This is a genomic window from Bacteroides sp. B1-V-101, assembly GCF_023656585.1.
Lineage (GTDB): Bacteria > Bacteroidota > Bacteroidia > Bacteroidales > Bacteroidaceae > Bacteroides > Bacteroides thetaiotaomicron.
Window position 1 is genome coordinate 147,285 of the sequence record NZ_JAMOKH010000007.1, and the last position, 20,499, is coordinate 167,783.

A 20,499-nucleotide genomic window follows, 5' to 3' on the forward strand; every position below is an offset into this window, starting at 1 on the left:
TCCTATGCTTCAAACTATCGGGAAATTTGTACCTTGCCCGAACGAAATTCTAATGCGAAACAAAACAGTCTGATACTAATATATAAAAAGATAAATCAATCAAGCAAATCTAAGAATTATGAAAACGACTTCTACATGGTGGAAAATCTTACTCAGTGGTCTGTTATTGGCTGGAACACTGGTAGCTTATGCCGACGCTTACCAGCCATCTTACTCCACAGCCGGCTTTTATCAGCTTTCCAACACAGGCCGCACAGCGTATAGCATGAACCCAGCCTGGCGGTTTTACAAAGGTCATATCGAAGGGGCGGAACAGCCGGAATTCAATGACAAAGACTGGAACATCGTATCACTGCCCGACGGCATAGAATACCTCCCTACCGAGGCAAGCGGATGCATCAATTATCAGGGTGAAATCTGGTATCGCAAGCATTTCACTCCCGAAGAGAGTTGGAAAGGGAAACAACAATTCCTCCATTTTGAAGCCATTATGGGAAAGTCAAAAATATGGGTAAACGGCAAGTTACTGAAAGAACATTTCGGTGGTTTTCTGCCTGTCATCGTAGATGTCACTTCCAGTCTGAAGTACGGAGAAGACAATGTAATCACTGTATGGGCAGACAACAGTGACGATCCCTCCTACCCTCCCGGCAAACCGCAAGATGCACTGGATTTTGCATACTTCGGAGGAATTTACCGGGATTGCTGGATGATAGTTCACAACAAGGTATTCATCACCGATCCGAATTATGAGAACGAGACAGCCGGAGGCGGATTGTTTGTCTCTTTCGACAAAGTTTCCGAGCAATCCGCACAGTTGAAACTGGATGCACATATACGCAACACTTCCGGAAAGTCCTTCGGTGGTAAAATAATCTATGAACTCTATGACCGCGACGACAAACGTGTTCTCTCTAAGGAGACCGGTTTGTCGGTAAGCAAGGGGCTTGCGAAACAAACTTCCTGCAAAGTGACTGTAGAAACACCTCATTTATGGTCACCCGACAGCCCCTACCTTTACAAACTACACATTTATATAAAGGATAAAGCCGGTAACACCATTGACGGATATTACCGCCGCATCGGTATTCGCAGCATTGAATTTAAAGGAAAAGACGGATTCTGGCTGAATGGCAAACCTTATCCCTATCCTCTGATGGGAGCCAACCGTCATCAGGATTTTGCAGTGATAGGCAACGCCTTACCCAACAGCCTTCATTGGCGGGATGCGAAGAAGTTGCGTGACGCCGGAATGCGTATTATCCGCAACGCCCACTATCCGCAAGATCCGGCGTTTATGGATGCTTGTGATGAATTAGGACTGTTTGTTATTGTCAACACACCGGGATGGCAATTCTGGAATGATCAGCCGATCTTTGCTCAAAGAGTGTATAGTGATATCCGCAATATGGTTCGCCGCGACCGCAACCACCCCAGTGTATGGATGTGGGAGCCGATTCTGAACGAAACATGGTATCCGGCGGATTTTGCCAAAAATGTAGTGGACATTCTCAATGAAGAATATCCGTATCCGTATTGCTATGCCGGATGTGATGTAACCGCACGTGGACACGAATACTTCCCGATACACTTCACCCATCCGATGAACGGAGGTGGCGGAGCCTTTAACTCCGAAAATTTAGACCCGAAAATCAGTTATTTCACCCGCGAGTGGGGAGATAATGTGGACGACTGGAATTCTCATAACTCGCCAAGCCGGGTCAACCGTGGCTGGGGAGAAGTACCGATGCTGATACAGGCACAGGGCTATGCTAAGAACGATTATCAGCTTACCAGTTATGATATATTGTACAGAACTACCAGACAACATATGGGTGGTTGCCTGTGGCATTCATTCGATCATCAGAGAGGCTATCATCCAGATCCGTTCTACGGAGGTATCATGGATGCCTTCCGACAACCGAAGCTATCTTATTATATGTTCTGTTCCCAGCGTCCTGCCGAACCCAACCAGGAATTGATCGCAGATAACGGACCGATGATTTACATAGCTAATGCCATGACTCCTTTCTCTCCGAAAGATGTAACGATATATAGCAACTGCGATGAAGTTCGCCTCACCTATTGCAAGGGAGGCAAAGAGTATACTTATCATAAGCCGGCAAATGAAGTCGGAATGCCTTCACCCGTCATCACATTCAAGGATGTATTTGATGTCATGTATGATAAAAAGCTGTCACGCCAAAAGAAACAGGCAGATTCTTACCTTTTGGCAGAAGGATTAATGGACGGGAAAGTGGTTGCGACACATAAAGTAACACCCACACGCCGCCCGTCAAAACTATTGCTCTGGGCAGATGACGAGAAAGTGCAGATGAAAGCGGACGGATCGGACATTGTGACGGTCATTGCAGCCATCGCAGATGAAAACGGAAACATCAAGCGTTTGAATAATTATGAAGTAAAGTTCGAAATCGAAGGACAGGGCCAACTGGTTGCCGACGAAGAAACATTCACCAATCCACGTCCGGTACTTTGGGGAACTGCTCCGGTGCTGGTAAGATCCACCACCACACCGGGAGAAATCAAAATCCGCGCATCGGTGGTATGGCAAGGCAAACATACGCCGGTTCCGGCAGAACTGATTATTCCTACTTTTCCTTCGGAACATATGCTGGTAGCAGACAAAGAAGAACTGACACAAGCACAATCCGCAAGCAAAGATGCCGGAAATAAGGTGAATGCCGCCTCATCCGATTGCGAAAAGCGTGTACTTGAATTGCAACAGGAACTGAACCGCGTGAAACTGAAAGAAGTAGAAAAGCAACAAAGTGACTTTGAATAATGCGCATGGTTCTATCTATAAACAGAAAAACACAAACTTATTAAAATACAGTTATGATAAATAGAATAGTATATACTTCATTTTTGTTAGGAGCGAGTTTCGCCAGTACAGAAGCACAGGTAAGTACTCCTCCCAATATTGTATTGATTTTATGTGACGACATGGGATTCTCCGATCTGGGTTGCTACGGAAGTGAAATCCAGACTCCCAACATAGACCGTCTGGCAGAAAACGGGGTACGCTTCAGCCTGTTCAAAAATACAGGAAGAAGCTGCCCCAGCCGTGCTGCTTTACTGACAGGGCATTATCAGCACGAAGCCGGCATGGGATGGATGACGGCAGTAGATGAACACCGCCCCGGATACAGAGGACAAATTACGAAAAACATCCCCACCATTGCCGAGGTGATGAAAGCGAATGGCTACAGCACATATATGAGCGGTAAATGGCACGTCACAGTAGACGGAGCTTTTGATGCTCCCAACGGCAGCTATCCGGCCCAACGGGGATTTGACAAATATTACGGTTGCCTGAGCGGAGGAGGCAGTTATTATAAACCGACACCGGTATACAGCAATCTGACCCGAATCACTGAATTCCCCGATGACTATTACTATACCACTGCCATCACCGATTCCGCCGTCAGTTTTGTCAGGCAACACCCTACAGACAAACCGATGTTTATGTACGTAGCTCATTATGCCCCTCACCTGCCCCTTCAGGCTCCTGCTGATCGCGTGAAGAAATGCAGAGACCGGTATAAAGTGGGATATGACGTGCTGCGCAAGCAACGTTTCGACAGATTAAAGGAGCTGAAGTTCATTTCGGACGAGATGGATTATCCTGTCTACCAAAAAGAATTTGACGGAAAACGTCCCTCCTGGGAAACGCTTACACCCAAGCAACAGGAGCAATGGATTACCGATATGGCAACCTATGCCGCCATGATCGAAATTGTGGATAGCGGAATCGGTGAACTGGTGGAAACCATCAAGGAGAAAGGGATGCTGGACAATACCGTATTTATCTTTTTAAGCGATAACGGTGCAACCAAAGAAGGCGGATACCTGGGGCAGCTTATGGCTGATTTGAGCAATACTCCTTATAGAAGCTATAAGTCACAATGTTTTCAGGGAGGCACAAGTACCCCTTTTATCTTATCTTATGGCGATGCCGAAAAAAACAAGATGAAAGGTCAGATTTGCAGGCAACCTGCCCACATTATAGACATACTGCCTACCTGCATGGATATTGCCACAGCCACTTATCCGTCAGAGTTCAAAGAGAATTTGCCCGGCAAGAGCTTACTCCCTCCAATCCATGGAAAAAAGATAAAGCCCAGAGAATTATACTTTGAGCATCAAAGTTCCTGCGCCATTATCTCCGATCATTGGAAACTGGTACGCGGCAGCCGGAATGAACCATGGGAGCTAATCGACTTATCGACAGATCCGTTCGAAACCAAAGATTTGTCCGCCCAATACCCAAAGGTAGTGAAAAAGCTGGAAACTAAATGGAATAAATGGGCAGAACAGTGTCATGTCTTCCCACTCGAAAACAAACCTTGGACCGAAAGAATTAATTATTATCTGAAACAAAATCCGGATCAAAGCGGGAAAGAATAAAGTTTGGGAACAATAGCCAACTATTAGTGTTATATGGTCATTTCCCGGGGATTTCCAATGGTCTATCTTTGCAACATCGGAAATCAACATTAACATCTTAATAAAAAGAGTTATGGGAAAAAAGTTATCAATTTTAACAGCATTGCTAATCTCGGGAACGGTTTTAGCACAAAACGGAGAGACCATTATGAAAAAGTATGAAAATCAATTGCCGCAAGAAGGCAGAGGAAATGTGCATGTCGCCTACCAAGGGAAAGCCATCGATCAGATGATCTATGAATTTATGGAAGAACAAGGCATACCAGGCATGACACTGGCTATTGTTCAGGCCCCTTACATTCCCCGTGTTGTGGGCTATGGAGTTACTGATTTCGAGAAAGGCAATCTGGCAGCAGCCAAGACACTGTGGCCGATAGGTCCCATTTCGCAAGGATTTACCGCCGTAGCAGTGATGCAGCTATATGAAAAAGGCAAACTGGCACTGAACGACCCAATCGGAAAGTATCTCAAAGATATTCCGGAAAGCTGGAAAGAAATAAGTATTCTCCAACTGATGCAGCATAGCACAGGCATTGCAGACTACCGGGCACAGAAAGGTTTTGACGTTTCAGCCGACTATCAGCCTATGCAGCTGATTGAGACAGTAGCAACTATTCCACTATCTTTCGAACCGGGTACTGACGTGAAACAGAGTGCGACCAACTTTCTGCTACTGACTTCCATCATTGAAAAAGTGGGAAAAATGCCGTACCATGAATTCGTGAAAAAATATCAGATTGACTATCTTGGTTTGCAACAAACTTATTTCGGCGAAGACCTGGCGAAAGTCAAACAGGAAGATGTAACAACCACTGCCAATGTACATCAGACTTTCAAAAAGGATAAAGATTATATTAATCCTTCCGAAACGACTACCGGATATATAGAAAAAGACGGTCAGCTGGTAGTGGCTCCTTCTGTCAGCCCTACCGCCATGAAAGGTTTTTCCGACATTTGGGCATCTGCAGAGAATGTCAGTCATTGGGATATCGCACTTGCCGGAGGTGTTTTAATAGCCAAACCGGAGAACCGCGATTTTATATATAAGCCAACGAAACTTGCCAATGGGAAAGTTGTACCTGCCGTAGCAGGCTGGCAGTTCTATAACCATAAAGGTCTGATGGATATAAAAGGAAATGTTTCCGGACATTCAGCTTTTTTAAGCCGCTTCACGGATGCCTCCGAACTGGTATGTGTTACTCTGCTCGCCAATAAAGAAGGAGTTGATCTGACTAATCTGGGACGTAAAATAGCAGCAGCGTTCGACAGCAGCAAAATGGAAACAGGCGCTAATGACAACCTGCTTTACACTTATGAGAGTCAGTTCAGCGTGGCAGAAACAATGGCTCGCATCGAACAGACATTAAAAAAGATGGAGATTCCTGTATTTGCCAAATTCGATCATGGTAAAAATGCAGAAGAAGTAGGTCTCGAACTCCGTCCCAATCAGGTGATTGTTTTTGGTTCTCCCAAAGTTGGAACCAAGTTGATGCAGGATAATCCCAGCATCTCCCTCGAACTTCCATTGAAAATCTCCGTATGGGAAGATAAGAATGGCAGCGTATGGGCAACCTTTCCGCAAATGAAGATGATGGCAGCCGAATACGGGCTCGATGGAGAACCGGTCATCGGGAAAATGCAAGAGTTGCTGCAAAAGATTGTGATCCGGTCAGCCAGCGTATATTAAAACAGGATTCTTAATACTAGATTATAGAAAGAGACTGTTCCCTAAAAAAGGAGCAGTCTCTTTTTTCTGTTTACAAGACATATTGTTTGCATATAGCTGTTTTTTTGTTACTTTTGTGCCTTCAGTCCCAAAGAGCTGTGACACACTTAGATCCATGAAATATACTTTTATCTAATAAAAACACTACGACAATGAGAAGAAGATGCTTGCTTTTATTTTGTACCTTATTTACGTTTTTTACAGGACATGCAGAAAGTACGGATTACACCAAAGGACTTTCTATCTGGTTTGACTCTCCTAATACACTACAAGGAAAAGAAGTTTGGCACAGTACTAAACAGGATGCCAGCTGGGAATCACAATCATTGCCTGTCGGCAATGGAAGCATCGGTGCCAATATCCTCGGCTCAGTAGAGGCGGAACGCATTACTTTCAATGAAAAAACGCTCTGGCGTGGCGGCCCTAACACAGCCAAAGGAGCGGATTACTATTGGAATGTGAACAAACAGTCCGCCCACATCCTGGATGAAATACGACAAGCATTCGTAGAGGGAAACCAGCAAAAAGCAGAGAAGCTGACACGCGAGAATTTCAATAGTGAAGTTCCTTATGAATTTTCCGGCGAGAAACCTTTCCGATTTGGTAATTTCAGCACAATGGGAGAATTCTATGTAGAAACAGGATTAAGCACAATAGGCATGAGCGACTACAAACGTATCTTGTCACTGGATTCGGCAATGGCGGTGGTTCAGTTCAAAAAAGATGACGTAGCATATCAACGAAACTATTTCATTTCTTATCCTGCCAATGTAATGGTGATGCGTTTTAGTGCCGACCAACCGGGCAAACAAAATCTTACTTTCAGATATGCACCCAACCCGGTATCTACCGGACAGTTCTCTACCGACGGTAATAATGGCCTTGTTTATACGGCTTCTTTGGACAATAACGGAATGAAATATGCAGTACGTATTCAGGCCACAGTAAACGGAGGAACCCTAAACAACGCAGACGGGCGGATTACTGTGAAGGAAGCAGACGAAGTTATATTTTATGTCACTGCGGATACCGATTATAAAATGAATTTCGCACCGGACTTCACCGATCCTAAAACATATGTCGGCGTTAACCCGCTTGAAACAACACAGCAATGGATGAAGGATGCCGTAGCCAAAGGATATGCCAACTTACTGAACGAACACTACAAAGACTACGCTTCTTTGTTCAACCGGGTGAAACTGGAGTTGAATCCTACAGTGAAAATAGCCAATCTGCCCACTGCCCAACGACTGAAAAACTATCGGAAAGGACAACCTGACTACTACTTGGAGAAACTCTATTACCAGTTCGGACGCTATCTGTTGATAGCCAGTTCCCGACCGGGAAATATGCCTGCCAATCTGCAAGGCATCTGGCATAACAACATAGACGGCCCTTGGCGTGTGGATTATCATAATAACATTAATATCCAAATGAACTACTGGCCGGCCTGCTCTACAAACCTGGATGAATGTATGCTTCCGTTAATCGATTTCATCCGTACCTTAGTGAAACCGGGAGAAAAGACCGCTCAGTCTTATTTTGGTGCAAGAGGATGGACAGCATCTATTTCCGCCAACATCTTCGGCTTTACCACCCCATTGGAAAGTCAGGACATGTCCTGGAACTTTAATCCGATGGCAGGCCCCTGGCTGGCAACTCACGTCTGGGAATATTATGACTATACCAAAGACCTGAAATTCCTGAAAGAAACAGGATATGAACTGATTAAGAGCAGTGCCAACTTTACTGTTGACTATCTCTGGCATAAACCGGACGGAACGTATACGGCTGCCCCCTCTACTTCACCGGAACACGGGCCTGTCGATCAGGGAGCTACATTTGTGCATGCAGTTGTCCGTGAAATCCTGCTGGATGCCATCCAAGCGAGCAAAGAGTTGGGAATAGACAAAAAAGAACGCAAACAATGGGAACATGTGCTTGCCAATCTCGTTCCTTATAAAATAGGTCGTTATGGTCAGTTACTGGAATGGTCAACCGATATCGACGATCCGAAAGACGAACATCGCCATGTAAATCATCTCTTCGGTCTGCATCCCGGACACACTGTTTCTCCTATCACTACTCCCGAACTGGCAGAAGCCGCCAAAGTTGTATTAGTACATCGTGGTGACGGTGCTACCGGTTGGAGTATGGGATGGAAATTGAACCAATGGGCACGCCTGCAGGATGGAAATCACGCCTATACCCTCTTTGGTAATCTGTTGAAAAACGGAACAGTAGATAACCTTTGGGATACACACCCACCTTTTCAAATAGATGGAAACTTCGGCGGCACGGCAGGTATCACAGAAATGCTGTTGCAGAGCCACATGGGATTCATTCAATTGCTGCCTGCCTTGCCGGATGCCTGGAAAGACGGCTCGATCCACGGTGTATGCGCCAAAGGAAATTTCGAGATAGATATGATATGGAAAGACGGACTCTTGAAAGAAGCCACCCTCCTTTCCAAGGCGGGACAGAATTGTACCGTAAAATATGCCGGTAAAACAATCTCTTTCAAGACTGCGAAAGGACGTAGCTATCAACTTAAATATGACAAAGAGAATGGATTAACCCAAATCAGACAATAACACTGAATCTATTTCATTCAGATGAACACGAAACATTTACCCCCAATATCGACCATGAAAATTTATACTTGCCTTTGTTTGCTTTTCTTAGCCGGATATCTGGTTGCCCAGAATAATACTTCGGCTTTGTTGCCCATGCCCAATCAGATCACACCGGTAAAAGGGAAGCCTTTTACCGTCCGTTCTGGAAAGACGGCTATCTATTTGAATCAGCCGGAATTGCAGTTTACAGCAAAGACACTGCAAACGATATTACAAGACAGGATGCAGGCAAAGGTTCCACTTGCCTCCGAATCCGACCGTGCGGACATCCGTTTGCTGGTTGATCCTGCAATGGACGGAAAAGAGCACTATCGTATCGAAATAACCTCCAAAGGGATCACCATCAGCGGAGCTACCGCAGGAGCGGTCTATTATGGAGTCATGACGATGGATCAGCTTCTTTTAGGTGACGCGTGCGCCACTGCACACAAGGAGATTTCTCCTGTCTGCATTGATGATGCACCCCGCTTCTCTCATCGGGCATTGATGCTCGACCCTGCCCGTCATTTCCTTCCGGTAAATGATGTGAAGTTCTTCATTGACCAGATGGCACGTTACAAATACAACATACTCCAACTGCATTTGACAGACGACCAGGGATGGAGAGTCGAAATAAAAAAACATCCTAAATTGGTCGGCAAAGATTATTACACGCAAGAGCAACTTGCCGAAATCATTCAATATGCCGCTCAACGGAATATCGAGGTCATTCCCGAACTGGATATTCCCGGACATACAGTAGCTATACTAGCCGCCTATCCCGAATTGGGATGTACACATACCGATACGCTACCTAAGATAGTAGGCAAAACTACGGATTTAATGCTTTGCGCGAATAATGAGAAAGTGTATTCCGTCTATCAGGATATCATCAAAGAAATATCTTCCTTGTTCCCATCCGATTACATACATTTAGGAGGCGACGAAGCTGTGATAGAAAAGAACTGGACCCAATGTAGCCGTTGTCAAGCCATGATGAAAGAGCTAGGTTATCAGAAAGCTTCACAGCTTATGATTCCTTTTTTCAGCCGTATGCTTTCTTTCGTCCAGGAGAACAATAAGACTCCTATACTTTGGTGCGAACTGGACAATATTTATCCGCCTGCCAACGACTATCTCTTTCCTTATCCCAAGAACGTGACTTTAGTAAGCTGGCGTGGAGGATTGACACCTACCTGTCTTGAACTTACCCGAAAACACGGTAATCCGCTTATCATGGCACCAGGTGAGTACGCTTATCTGGATTATCCGCAACTGAAAGGAGATTTTCCCGAGTTCAACAATTGGGGTATGCCCGTTACTACTTTGGAAAAGTCGTATCAATTCGACCCGGGATATGGCGTGCCTGCCGAAGATCAGGCTCATATCACCGGAGTTATGGGAACTTTATGGGGAGAAGCGATACGGGACATTAACCGGGCAACTTATATGGCATATCCCCGCGCTTTCGCATTGGCAGAAGCCGGATGGACACAAATGAAATACCGTAATTGGGAATCATTCAAACAACGTCTCTACCCCAACCTGACTAATCTGATGAAGAAAGGAGTTTCGGTACGTGTTCCTTTTGAAATAGCTGACAAGAAATAGATTCAAATTAGTTTTTGATAAGTATCCTTTTAGCCATTTCTATTCGTTCTTTAAAATATGCGCAAACGGTTTCCCAAGGATAATAGGGAAAACGAGAAGTTGCAATGGGGAGTTTCGCTTCTTTTTCATTCAAAAGAATCTTAACCCATACCCCACGGGCTTTATCATGGTAGAAAATCCATTGTACATTAGCAGCCATTGGAGATATCTCATAATCTTTCCAATATCGGGAAACTGAATCAGGATTGGAAATTTGAACATCCGTATTCTCTATGCCCATCAATGCCACAAAAGGGATCACCGTTTCCGCATGAGCAAAACGAAAGTTCGCAGCATTATCAGACTTGCCTTTTATTACTTCATCAGTAGTATAAATGAAATCTGACAACAAAGGCCATGAAATGGCAACAGGCAACATCCTTCCGACAGGTGCGGAGCTTTTACTCATATATTGTCTCAAATTCTGAGTTTGCCAATAGCTACGCCATTCTTCCATTGTGAAAAGGTCGTCTAAATTCGTCAATAGACCTGTATCAGGAAGTATGGCAGCTATGGAAAACAAAGCCATAACAACCTCTTCCGCTTCTTCATCGGTCTCTCGTTCCGGTTCAATAAAAAATTTCTTCATGATAGAAGCAGAAGATATTTTATTCCGTACAAATGCTTCATATATAGAAAGCCAATCACCATTATTCTTATAATTTACATAAGATTTGTTTAAATCAAAAAAGCGGAGAATATCATCGTATTGCCTCCCCTCATTTCGTTGTATACGTAAAGAAGGATTATCCTGCATCAAACGAGTAAGAAATGCATCCATACTATTTATACACCGAGGAACATAGGTTGCTATAGCCTCGACTTTAGCCGAATTACTGAATAATTGAGGATAATGTCTCATCATACGTCCGGCAATTCCCTTTTGTTCCAACTCTCCCAACACTGACAGTTTTCCCCACTGTCCCTCAAAACTATCAGATAAATGCTGTAATGTAGAGAGTAATATTTTCCCATCAGTTGTTAGTCTGTTTTCCTGTTGCCCCAGTATAAGTGCTTCTTTAGCCTTATCCAGTGCCTTCCCTGAAGTTGGGAACCGGGCTCCATGTCTTCCCAAATGGTTGATATAAAATGGCACCATATCACTAGTAGAAAGATGGAATGAGTCTTCCTGAACAGGATATAGCATTGCTGTTCCTGCATATTGTTTTATTACATCCTGTCCCCAAACACTGGAAATAGAGTAAAACATAAAAATCCCAATTAACAATAACCCTTTCATATTATAAATCCATTATATTTATAGGCTATAACGATGAGAACAATGATTATGTTTACCCAAACTCACACATAAAAGCCTAAGATTTCAGTTTCAACTGATCATTTATGAACAGTCTCTATATGAATAGAAAAATAAAGTTGTACTATACACACTTTCTATTCTTAAAGAGACAAGCATACCTTACCAGATAAACAAGTGAATATATATAATTTAGGGATAAAGCGTTTTTTGGAACCATTTAAATAGTAGTATAAAACGGAAAGCATACTACTTTTATTAAGTTAATATACAAATAGATACAGATCATTATATTCTCAACATATTCTCATGCCTTTGAGAAAAAATTCTCACCACAATGAGAAAAAATACTCATGCCTTTGAGAATATTTTCTCATTGCGGTGAGAATAAAAGTCCCTTGTAGGAATCTGATAATGATTCACTACTTCACGTTTTATAGATGCTTTAATTCATGACGGAATAAAGAAAAGGATAAACTTTCGATGCTATTACTTGAAGATTTCAAATAAGTTCTTGTGGAACTTGGTTAACTCTGTCTTTTAATAAATCCAATACTGTTTGTATTCACCAATATCATATTTATGTCTGTGCAAATATAAAACTATTTTTTTAAGAATGATATAATAACCCCATTTTTTCTTTATTTTCCTCCTAATAAAATGTTTTTTCCAACGAATACTCATCAAAATAATACAATTTGAGTCTCTATATTAGTACTCAAAATATAATAAAAGTCATTCTTATTCATAAGCAACTCATAGACTACTATTTAGCTATTCTCCATATAATTATATCAAGTTCCACAAGAACTATAATCTAATTTGTATTTTTTATAGAAACAAAACAGCACAGTTCGGCATTGCAGAAAAAAAGATATAACATGTTAGCCTTTTAGTATAAATAAAATAACAATAATGCCTATGGAGAAATAAATATTAAACTATTTAATGTACACACAACATTACAGAAAATACATGATTAAAATTAATCATGTATACAACGAAACGAAATCCTATATCAAGGAAAACACATCCTAGGACTCCACCCAGAGATCTCGCCAAGCGAGAGTTCTCTGTTTACTCCAAGTATACATTTAGCAACTTAAATCTCTCCCCTTGCCGAGGAGTATTAACATTTAAATACTATTTATGAAAAAGAAAATCACACAAACGTTACTGCCAATAGTTATGGGATTATCCCTCATAACGCAGTTTGCCTGTTCGGATGACGATAAATCAGGCGGAAATTATAATGGACCTCTAAAACTAACCACTTTTTATCCGGATTCAGGATATCTTTCCTCCAAAATTATAATAGAAGGTGAAAATCTAGGAACAGATGCTTCTAAATTATCAGTCTACTTTAATAAAAAGAAAGGTTACATCTCACAAGCATCCGGGAATATTCTGATGGTCTATGCACCTAAATTACCGGGAGATACCTGTATCATTTCCGTAGTAAAAGGAAATGATTCTCTTACTTTCGACAACAAATTCCGCTACATCTCCCGTTTTACAGTAGAAAATGTATGTGGTAAAACAGGTAGTGGATATAATATTGGCGGAGATCTTGCCAGTACAACCTTTGAAGCTTGGCGATTAAAAGTAGGATGCTGCGATCCAGAAGGGAATTATTATTCATGTTATTCTTCATTTGGAAATAATGGAGGTCTTGCGTTAATCAGTGAGAAAAAAAACCAATCAAAGAAAATCATATCAGAAATGGTTAATGATGTAATGTATCACAATGTAACCGAGAAACTGTACGCCGTAGGTACACAAAAAAACGTCATTTATGAGATTGATCCTTCCAACGACTGGAAAGTTAAGCGACGTTACTTGAAACCACAAGACCCTCCTGCCAAACAAATTGACTACAACTCTACAGCTTGTATAGCTTATTGTACTACAGATGGCTACTTTTACGGCCGTACGGCAACCAAACAATTATTCCGATTTAAACTGGAAGATATGGTATGTGAATACATCAAAAACGACGTATATAACTCGACAACTCCAGAAACAGAAAACAGCTATATTGTCAGCATGATGTTCGACCCGACTGAACCAACTCATCTATATACTTCTTACGGAGCATCTTCTGTTATAACCATGCAGGATGTATCGAAACCTGAATCTGAAGAAATAATATATGCCGGACATCTTAATGTAAGAGCTGATAATACGAGTACTACTCAAGTAATTAATGGATATCGGACAGACTGTTTGTTTAACTGGAACAACCAAATGACCATTATAGTAGACGAATCTGGACAAAAAAACATGTACATTGCAGATGCCGGAACCCAGACCATACGCAAAATTGATATGAATACAGGTATGGTAACAACCGTTGTAGGCAGACAAAATGTTAAAGGTAACCAAAGTGGCACTCCACTGGAAGCCACCTTCAACTGGCCCAAGGGAGTAGGATTGACTGCCGAAGGAGATTTGTATATTTCAGACTGCGGGTCCGGATGTGTCCGCAAGTTGAGTCTGCGTTAACCCCAATAATCATATGTAAAGAAGACACTAATGAAAAAATACATATTACTATCATTACTGTTCTTCTGCAACGCATCAATAATGATGGGGCAGGAGAAACAATTAACAATTTCGGGACATGTATTCGACGAAAGCAATGAGTCGCTGCCCGGAGTCAGCGTATACCTAAAGGACCGCGCAGGAGTAGGTACCAGCACCGATATTAACGGAGCCTTCAAGTTATCTGCCCAAAAAGGAGATATGATTATATTCTCTTTTATCGGTTACAAAAAGATGGAACATATCGTTTTGAAAGATGAAAAGAATCTGCGGATTATGCTGAAAAGCGATTCACAACAAATGGATGAAGTTGTCATCACCGGTATGGGAACAAAAGAAAAGAAGGTCAACCTGACCGGAGCTGTCACCAATGTGGATATATCACAGATACAGACACCAGCCACTTCCCTAACTAATATGCTCGGTGGTCGTGTACCCGGTATTATCTCCGTACAGTCCAGCGGTGAACCGGGCTCTAACATGTCTGAATTCTGGATTCGTGGTATTGGTACGTTTGGAGCAAGCTCGAGTGCACTTGTACTTATCGACGGGCTCGAAGGTGACTTGAACAGCATCGACCCCGCCGATATCGAAAGTTTCTCCGTATTGAAGGACGCTTCCGCAACTGCCGTATACGGTGTACGCGGCGCGAATGGAGTCGTACTGGTGACTACCAAGCATGGGACATCCGACAAGATGGAAGTAAACGTTCGTGCTAATGTCAAAATCTCTTATCTCACTAAGCTTCCCGAATATTTACGTGCATACGACTACGCTGTGTTAGCCAATGAAGCAAGTGCCATGCGTGGAGCACAGCCTATTTATGATGACATTGAACTGAAAGCCATTCAGTATCATCTGGATCCCGACTTTTATCCGGATGTAAACTGGCAGGATGAAATTCTGAAAAGAACCTCGCTTCAGCAAACATATTACGCTAGTGCCAGAGGAGGTGGTAGTATCGCCCGTTATTTTGTCAGTATGAATATGTCGAATGAATCGGCAATCTACAAGCAAGACGAAAACAGCAAGTACATCAAGGATGTGCACTACAACACTTACGGAATGCGTCTGAACGTGGACTTCAACCTGACCAAGACAACCGAACTTTATTTCGGTTCGGATATCTACCTATCCTCACAAGCACTACCCGGGCAAGGAGCATCAACCGACCAATTATGGGATGCCCAAGCCAAACTGACTCCGCTCACTATTCCTGTCCGTTATTCTACAGGAGAACTGCCCACCTACAAATCGGGCGCAAAAGATGTGTACTCACCCTATGCCATGTTGAATTATACAGGTTTGAAAAACATCAATACTTACTCTGGTACCTATACAATACGCTTACAGCAAGATTTCAGTTTTCTACTGAGAAATCTGGCTCTTAACATTCAGGGGGCCTACAGCAACAGCTCTTATTTTGAAGAGACACGTTCTGTCAAGCCCGACATGTATTGGGCGGAACGCAGGGATGAGAACGGAAATCTGGAACTTATACACACTATAAAGAAAGAAGGAACAAAATATACTAAAAACAGAGACAGCCAGTACCGGAAATACTTTCTTCAGGCAAATCTAACCTGGAAAGCTATACTGAACGATGAACACCGTATTTCCGCTCTTATACATTATGAAATGAGTGATAGCAAAAACACAAAAGATTTAAATAAGGACGGTATGGCTGCTATTCCTTTAAGATATCAGGGTTTGTCTGGAAAAGTCAGTTATGGGTTCAGAGATACATATCTGCTCGATTTCAACATAGGATATACCGGTTCAGAAAACTTTGAGAAAGGTAAACGCTTTGGGTTCTTTCCGGCCATATCCGGTGGTTGGGTGCCTACCCAATATGAATTCATGCAAGAAAAGCTTCCTTGGCTGAATTTTCTCAAAATCAGAGCTTCGTATGGTATCGTAGGTAACGACCGTATTTCAGACAAACGTTTCCCCTATCTGACGATTATCAATGAGTCTGCCGAAAAAGGCTGGGGATACAATGAAGCCGGAATCACTGAAAATCAAATGGGAGCCGACAATCTGAAATGGGAAAAAGCGAAAAAGATAGATGTAGGTATCGAAGGCGAATTATTCAACAGCAAACTGAGTTTCGTAATCGATTTCTTCAAAGACATCCGTGATGGCATCTTCCAGCAACGCCAACAAGTTCCAGAGTATATCGGCCTTGTCAGCATGCCATTTGGCAATGTAGGCAGCATGAAAAGTTATGGTTCGGACGGAAACGTGACCTATATACAGAATATTGGCAAAGATATGTCGGTAACATTCCGAGGAAATTTTACCCTTAGTAATAACAGGGTAAATTATTTTGAAGAGGCAGATACCAAATATGAATATAATTCTGCCACCGGACGTCCTTATGGATACCAAAAAGGACTGATCGCATTAGGATTGTTCAAAGATGACGAGGATATCGCTAATAGTCCTAAACAGACTTTCGGTAGCTATCTGCCCGGAGATATTAAATACAAGGATGTCAATGGAGACGGTGTTGTAAACGGGGATGACAAAGTACCTTTGTCATTCAGCAGTACTCCACGCTTCATGTATGGATTCGGAGTTGAATTCAGATATAAGAGACTGTCGGCTGCCGTACTATTCAAGGGAACCGGAAATACCGATGTTTATCATGTGGGGGTACCAGCTTCAAACGGCGCTCTATATGACGAAGGCTACATTCCATTCTATGGCAAACAGACTGGTAATGTACTGAGCATAGTCAAAAACCCTGCCAATCGTTGGATTTCCCGTGAATATGCTGAGAAGATGGGGCTAGATCCATCTTTGTCAGAAAATCCTAATGCCCGATTCCCTCGCATGTCATACGGAAATTTGGAAAACAATTCCCAGACATCCAGTTTTTGGAAAAACAATGCAAAATACCTGCGGCTATCAGAAGTAAACATCAATTATAGTGTAAATGTACCCAAGACTATAAAGAATTTGGGAATCAATTCTATCGACCTTTCACTCGTAGGCAACAATCTTTGCGTATGGGATAAGATTGATATCTGCGATCCGGAACAAGCATTATACAACGGACGGCGTTATCCAATTCCTGCCAGCGTGACTTTGCAGGCATACATCAAATTCTAACTATCAAAAAATGAATTATATGAGAAAACTAATATTGCATTCAATTCTATTGTTGTCCGTCTTTTCTATCTCTTCCTGTAATTATCTGGATGTAGACAAGTGGTTTGACGATACAATGAAATATGACTCCATCTTCTCCCGTAAAGAATACTTGGAAAGATATATGTGGAACGTAGCATCCATGTTTCCCGATGAAGGAGACTTTCTCAATAGTCCGGCGACAGCAGGACCGTTAGCTACCGATGAGGCTTTTGAAACTTTTAATGCAGAAACCTATACTGGTATGGCATACGTCACGGGAGCCATTAACGAAGAAAACATCACCAATAAAGATGCTAAAAAGAAAAAATCTATTTATCAATGGGACACAATGTACAAAATCATCCGTAAGGCAAACATTATCCTCTCACGTATGGATGAAGTGACCGATATGAGCAATCTGGAAAAACCGGACATCTGGGCATACACCTATTTTATGAGAGCCTACGCATACTACCATCTCATCATGGATTTCGGTCCTGTCATCCTTGTAGGAGATCAGGTATATCCCTCCAACGAGCAGCCGGAAGCCTATGCAAACGTACGTGCGACGTATGACGAATCAGTAGACTATGCTTGCGAACAATTTGAGTTGGCGGCACAATATCTGCCAGAGACTCAACCGAACAGCAGCTTCGGCCGTCCCACCAAGGGAGCGGCTTACGCACTGATTGCACGGTTAAGATTGATACAGGCTAGCCCATTATACAATGGCCGCGGACAAACATACTTCGGGAACTGGAAACGGAGCAGTGACGGAGTGTTCTACATTTCCCAGCAATACGACGATCGTAAATGGGCGGTAGCCGCAGCAGCTTGCGAAAGAGTCATGGACATGGGGCGTTATGAACTGCATACTGTCCCTGCAGATAAAGACTCTTTTGTACCTCCAACCAACGAGAATCAGGCGTTTCCCAACGGAGTAGGCGGTATTGACCCGCTTAAATCTTACAGCTATATGTTCAATGGCGAAACAGATGGCAGAAAAAACAAGGAGTTCATATGGGGAAGAACGACCGGTAATCTATGCATTAGAGAATCTTTTCCACATTCGATGGACGGATACAATGGGATGGGCGTAACACAAAAGATGGTCAACATGTTCTATATGAATGACGGAACAGACAACTATCCCGAAGATGCAAAGCCATACAAAGAAGACGGAACATATGATAATACAAATTTCAGCACCGAGGATGAGACCTTCTCCGAATATGTATTGAAGTCAGGAGTCTTCAACATGTACCGTAATCGGGAAATGAGATTCTATGCCAACATCGGTTTCTCCGGCCGTTTCTGGAAAGCCCGCTCATACAGCGGAAGCGATGCTAAAAAGGAGCAGATGATTAAATATGACAACTCTTCTGTAACGGATGGGAAGCACTCCTCCAGTGGTAATGTGAACAACTACCCCGCCACCGGTTATGTCATTACCAAATACGTGCATGACGACGATGCATTCTCTTCGCCCGGAGGAATATTAATGGAAAAATTTTTCCCTATCATCCGTTATGCTGAAATCCTGCTGGCTTATAGTGAAGCACTCAATAATCTTCAGGGCAGTTATTCCATCGAACTAAAGGGATCGAACGGAGAGACTAAAGTCTACGAGGAAAGCCGTGACATATACAAAATCAAGCAGGCGTTCAACCCAATCAGATACCGTGTAGGACTCCCCGGAGTGAAAGATGATGAGTTGGCCAGCGTGGATGGCTTTAACAAAATCCTTCAAAGAGAAAGAGCTATTGAATTCTTGTATGAGAATCAAAGATACTATGACGTGCGCCGATGGGGCATCTACGAAGAGTCCGAAAAAGAAGCGATACAGGGGATGGACCTCAGTAAAGATGAGATGAGTGGATACTTCTATCCGGTAGTGGTAGACCATCCCTGGATAAGACACAGAGTAGTAGATCGTAAAATGGTATTCCTACCTATTGGCAAATATGAAATAAGAAAAGTGGATGGTCTGGATCAGAATCCCGGCTGGGGAGATTAAACAAATCACCCTATGAGACAATTCGTTAGCATTGAATATAAATTAAAAGAATAAGAATGAAAACATATAAAATAAGCATCCTGTCGCTGTTACTCGCATTACTATTTCTTGCCGGATGCAGTGACAGAAAGAAGTTCTTTGAAGATGAACGATACGAGAAAATGGTATACATTGTCAGCGATAATAACAATATACACAATTTGGTTTACGACCTGGATGGCAAAGACGGTAATATACGCAATCTGTCGATTGCGTGTAGCGGAACCAATCCGACAGAGGAACCGGTGACAATATCGCTCACAGAAGACACAGTTCTTCTGGATGAATATAACTATACGAACTTTATCGAAGATTATAGCCGATATGCCCTCAAGATGGACCCGAAAGACTATGCGATAGAAAGTAGCACAGTTACTTATCCGACAGGAGAACCATACACATTGGTACCTATCAAAATAGACATTTCAGTCATTGAAAGTCTGGACCCGGATAAAATCTACTTTATTCCCATAGCAATAGCCGACGCAACTCCTTATCCCATAGTAAAAAAGAAAGGAAATGCATTATTACAGATACAGAAGAAAAACAAATATACCAGTTCCGCAGAACCTGCAAGCTATAATGCATCAGGGTATGAAGGCAGCGGATACTTTGTCATCACCAAAACAATGGTACCTCTGACCAAAAATCGGGTAAGAATCAATATCGGTACTAAGAGATTACCGGCAGAACCGGAGAATCAGCCGGACTTCATCAAGAAAAATACGATTGTTATCGAAGTAGCTGATGATAACTCCCTGACTGTAGAACCTTATGATCCTGAAGAAATGGAAGTGGAAACAGTGGATGTCAAAGTAGCCCATCCGGGTGACAACGCCTATGCACTCTACAACAACCGGCTCGACCCGACAACTACGACCTTCTGTGTATGCTATAAGTATAGACTCAAAACAGGTAGTTGGACCGAAGTACGGGAAGCAATACGCTTACCGGTGATTGTCATAGAGTAAACAAGCCAAATAAAGACCTATTAATATAAATCCGGAATAACCATCCGAATCAGAAGAAGTTATTGCAAAAG

The 20,499-nt window shown here is 42.6% G+C and carries 10 protein-coding genes; 9 read left to right on the plus strand and 1 reads right to left on the minus strand.

Going from position 1 to position 20,499, the window contains the following annotated elements; genetic code table 11:
- Positions 1–118: 118 nt before the first annotated feature.
- The 5 genes from NBH01_RS07960 to NBH01_RS07980 all read left to right on the plus strand — a co-directional run bounded on the left by NBH01_RS07960 (position 119) and on the right by NBH01_RS07980 (position 10,422).
- Complete coding sequence (locus NBH01_RS07960) at positions 119–2,806, plus strand: glycoside hydrolase family 2 protein (RefSeq protein WP_234141571.1); 2,688 nt, start codon at positions 119–121, stop codon at positions 2,804–2,806.
- A gap of 53 nt (positions 2,807–2,859) precedes the next feature.
- Positions 2,860–4,431 carry an arylsulfatase gene (locus NBH01_RS07965; protein WP_225680595.1) on the plus strand — a complete coding sequence of 524 codons (1,572 nt, stop codon included), beginning with the start codon at positions 2,860–2,862 and terminating at the stop codon, positions 4,429–4,431.
- Positions 4,432–4,543: 112 nt separating this feature from the next.
- Complete coding sequence (locus NBH01_RS07970; protein ID WP_225680597.1) at positions 4,544–6,157, plus strand: serine hydrolase; 1,614 nt, start codon at positions 4,544–4,546, stop codon at positions 6,155–6,157.
- A gap of 191 nt (positions 6,158–6,348) precedes the next feature.
- The gene (locus tag NBH01_RS07975) at positions 6,349–8,790 is read left to right on the plus strand and encodes a glycosyl hydrolase family 95 catalytic domain-containing protein (protein ID WP_225680598.1); all 2,442 of its coding nucleotides are present in this window, start codon (positions 6,349–6,351) and stop codon (positions 8,788–8,790) included.
- A gap of 54 nt (positions 8,791–8,844) precedes the next feature.
- A complete protein-coding gene (locus NBH01_RS07980) occupies positions 8,845–10,422 on the plus strand; it encodes a beta-N-acetylhexosaminidase (protein ID WP_062695282.1) in 1,578 nt (525 codons plus the stop codon).
- Positions 10,423–10,429: 7 nt separating this feature from the next.
- Here the strand turns inward: NBH01_RS07980 and NBH01_RS07985 are convergent, their stop codons facing one another.
- Entirely contained in the window at positions 10,430–11,701 is a 1,272-nt protein-coding gene (locus tag NBH01_RS07985; protein ID WP_195582262.1) for a histidine-type phosphatase, read from the minus strand.
- Positions 11,702–12,868: 1,167 nt separating this feature from the next.
- On the opposite strand from NBH01_RS07985, the gene NBH01_RS07990 reads away from it, so the two are divergent.
- From NBH01_RS07990 to NBH01_RS08005, 4 genes are read left to right on the plus strand one after another with little or no spacing between them, the layout of a single operon-like run.
- Positions 12,869–14,224: an IPT/TIG domain-containing protein gene (locus tag NBH01_RS07990; RefSeq protein ID WP_008766806.1), complete on the plus strand. Its 1,356-nt coding sequence runs from the start codon at positions 12,869–12,871 to the stop codon at positions 14,222–14,224.
- A 30-nt stretch (positions 14,225–14,254) separates the two neighbouring features.
- Positions 14,255–17,380: a SusC/RagA family TonB-linked outer membrane protein gene (locus tag NBH01_RS07995; RefSeq protein ID WP_225680809.1), complete on the plus strand. Its 3,126-nt coding sequence runs from the start codon at positions 14,255–14,257 to the stop codon at positions 17,378–17,380.
- Between the two features lie 19 nt (positions 17,381–17,399).
- Positions 17,400–19,418: a RagB/SusD family nutrient uptake outer membrane protein gene (locus NBH01_RS08000; protein WP_008766808.1), complete on the plus strand. Its 2,019-nt coding sequence runs from the start codon at positions 17,400–17,402 to the stop codon at positions 19,416–19,418.
- 56 nt (positions 19,419–19,474) lie between these two features.
- Positions 19,475–20,428, plus strand: a complete 954-nt coding sequence (locus tag NBH01_RS08005) for a BT_3987 domain-containing protein (protein ID WP_008766809.1) — start codon at positions 19,475–19,477, stop codon at positions 20,426–20,428.
- Positions 20,429–20,499: the final 71 nt, after the last annotated feature.

Coding starts and splice junctions, on each gene's coding strand:
- NBH01_RS07985 (WP_195582262.1), bottom strand. CDS start 11,701: ATGAAAGGGTTATTGTTAATTGGGATTTTTATGTTTTACTCTATTTCC.
- NBH01_RS07960 (WP_234141571.1), top strand. CDS start 119: ATGAAAACGACTTCTACATGGTGGAAAATCTTACTCAGTGGTCTGTTA.
- NBH01_RS07980 (WP_062695282.1), top strand. CDS start 8,845: ATGAAAATTTATACTTGCCTTTGTTTGCTTTTCTTAGCCGGATATCTG.
- NBH01_RS07970 (WP_225680597.1), top strand. CDS start 4,544: ATGGGAAAAAAGTTATCAATTTTAACAGCATTGCTAATCTCGGGAACG.
- NBH01_RS08005 (WP_008766809.1), top strand. CDS start 19,475: ATGAAAACATATAAAATAAGCATCCTGTCGCTGTTACTCGCATTACTA.
- NBH01_RS07965 (WP_225680595.1), top strand. CDS start 2,860: ATGATAAATAGAATAGTATATACTTCATTTTTGTTAGGAGCGAGTTTC.
- NBH01_RS08000 (WP_008766808.1), top strand. CDS start 17,400: ATGAGAAAACTAATATTGCATTCAATTCTATTGTTGTCCGTCTTTTCT.
- NBH01_RS07975 (WP_225680598.1), top strand. CDS start 6,349: ATGAGAAGAAGATGCTTGCTTTTATTTTGTACCTTATTTACGTTTTTT.
- NBH01_RS07995 (WP_225680809.1), top strand. CDS start 14,255: ATGAAAAAATACATATTACTATCATTACTGTTCTTCTGCAACGCATCA.
- NBH01_RS07990 (WP_008766806.1), top strand. CDS start 12,869: ATGAAAAAGAAAATCACACAAACGTTACTGCCAATAGTTATGGGATTA.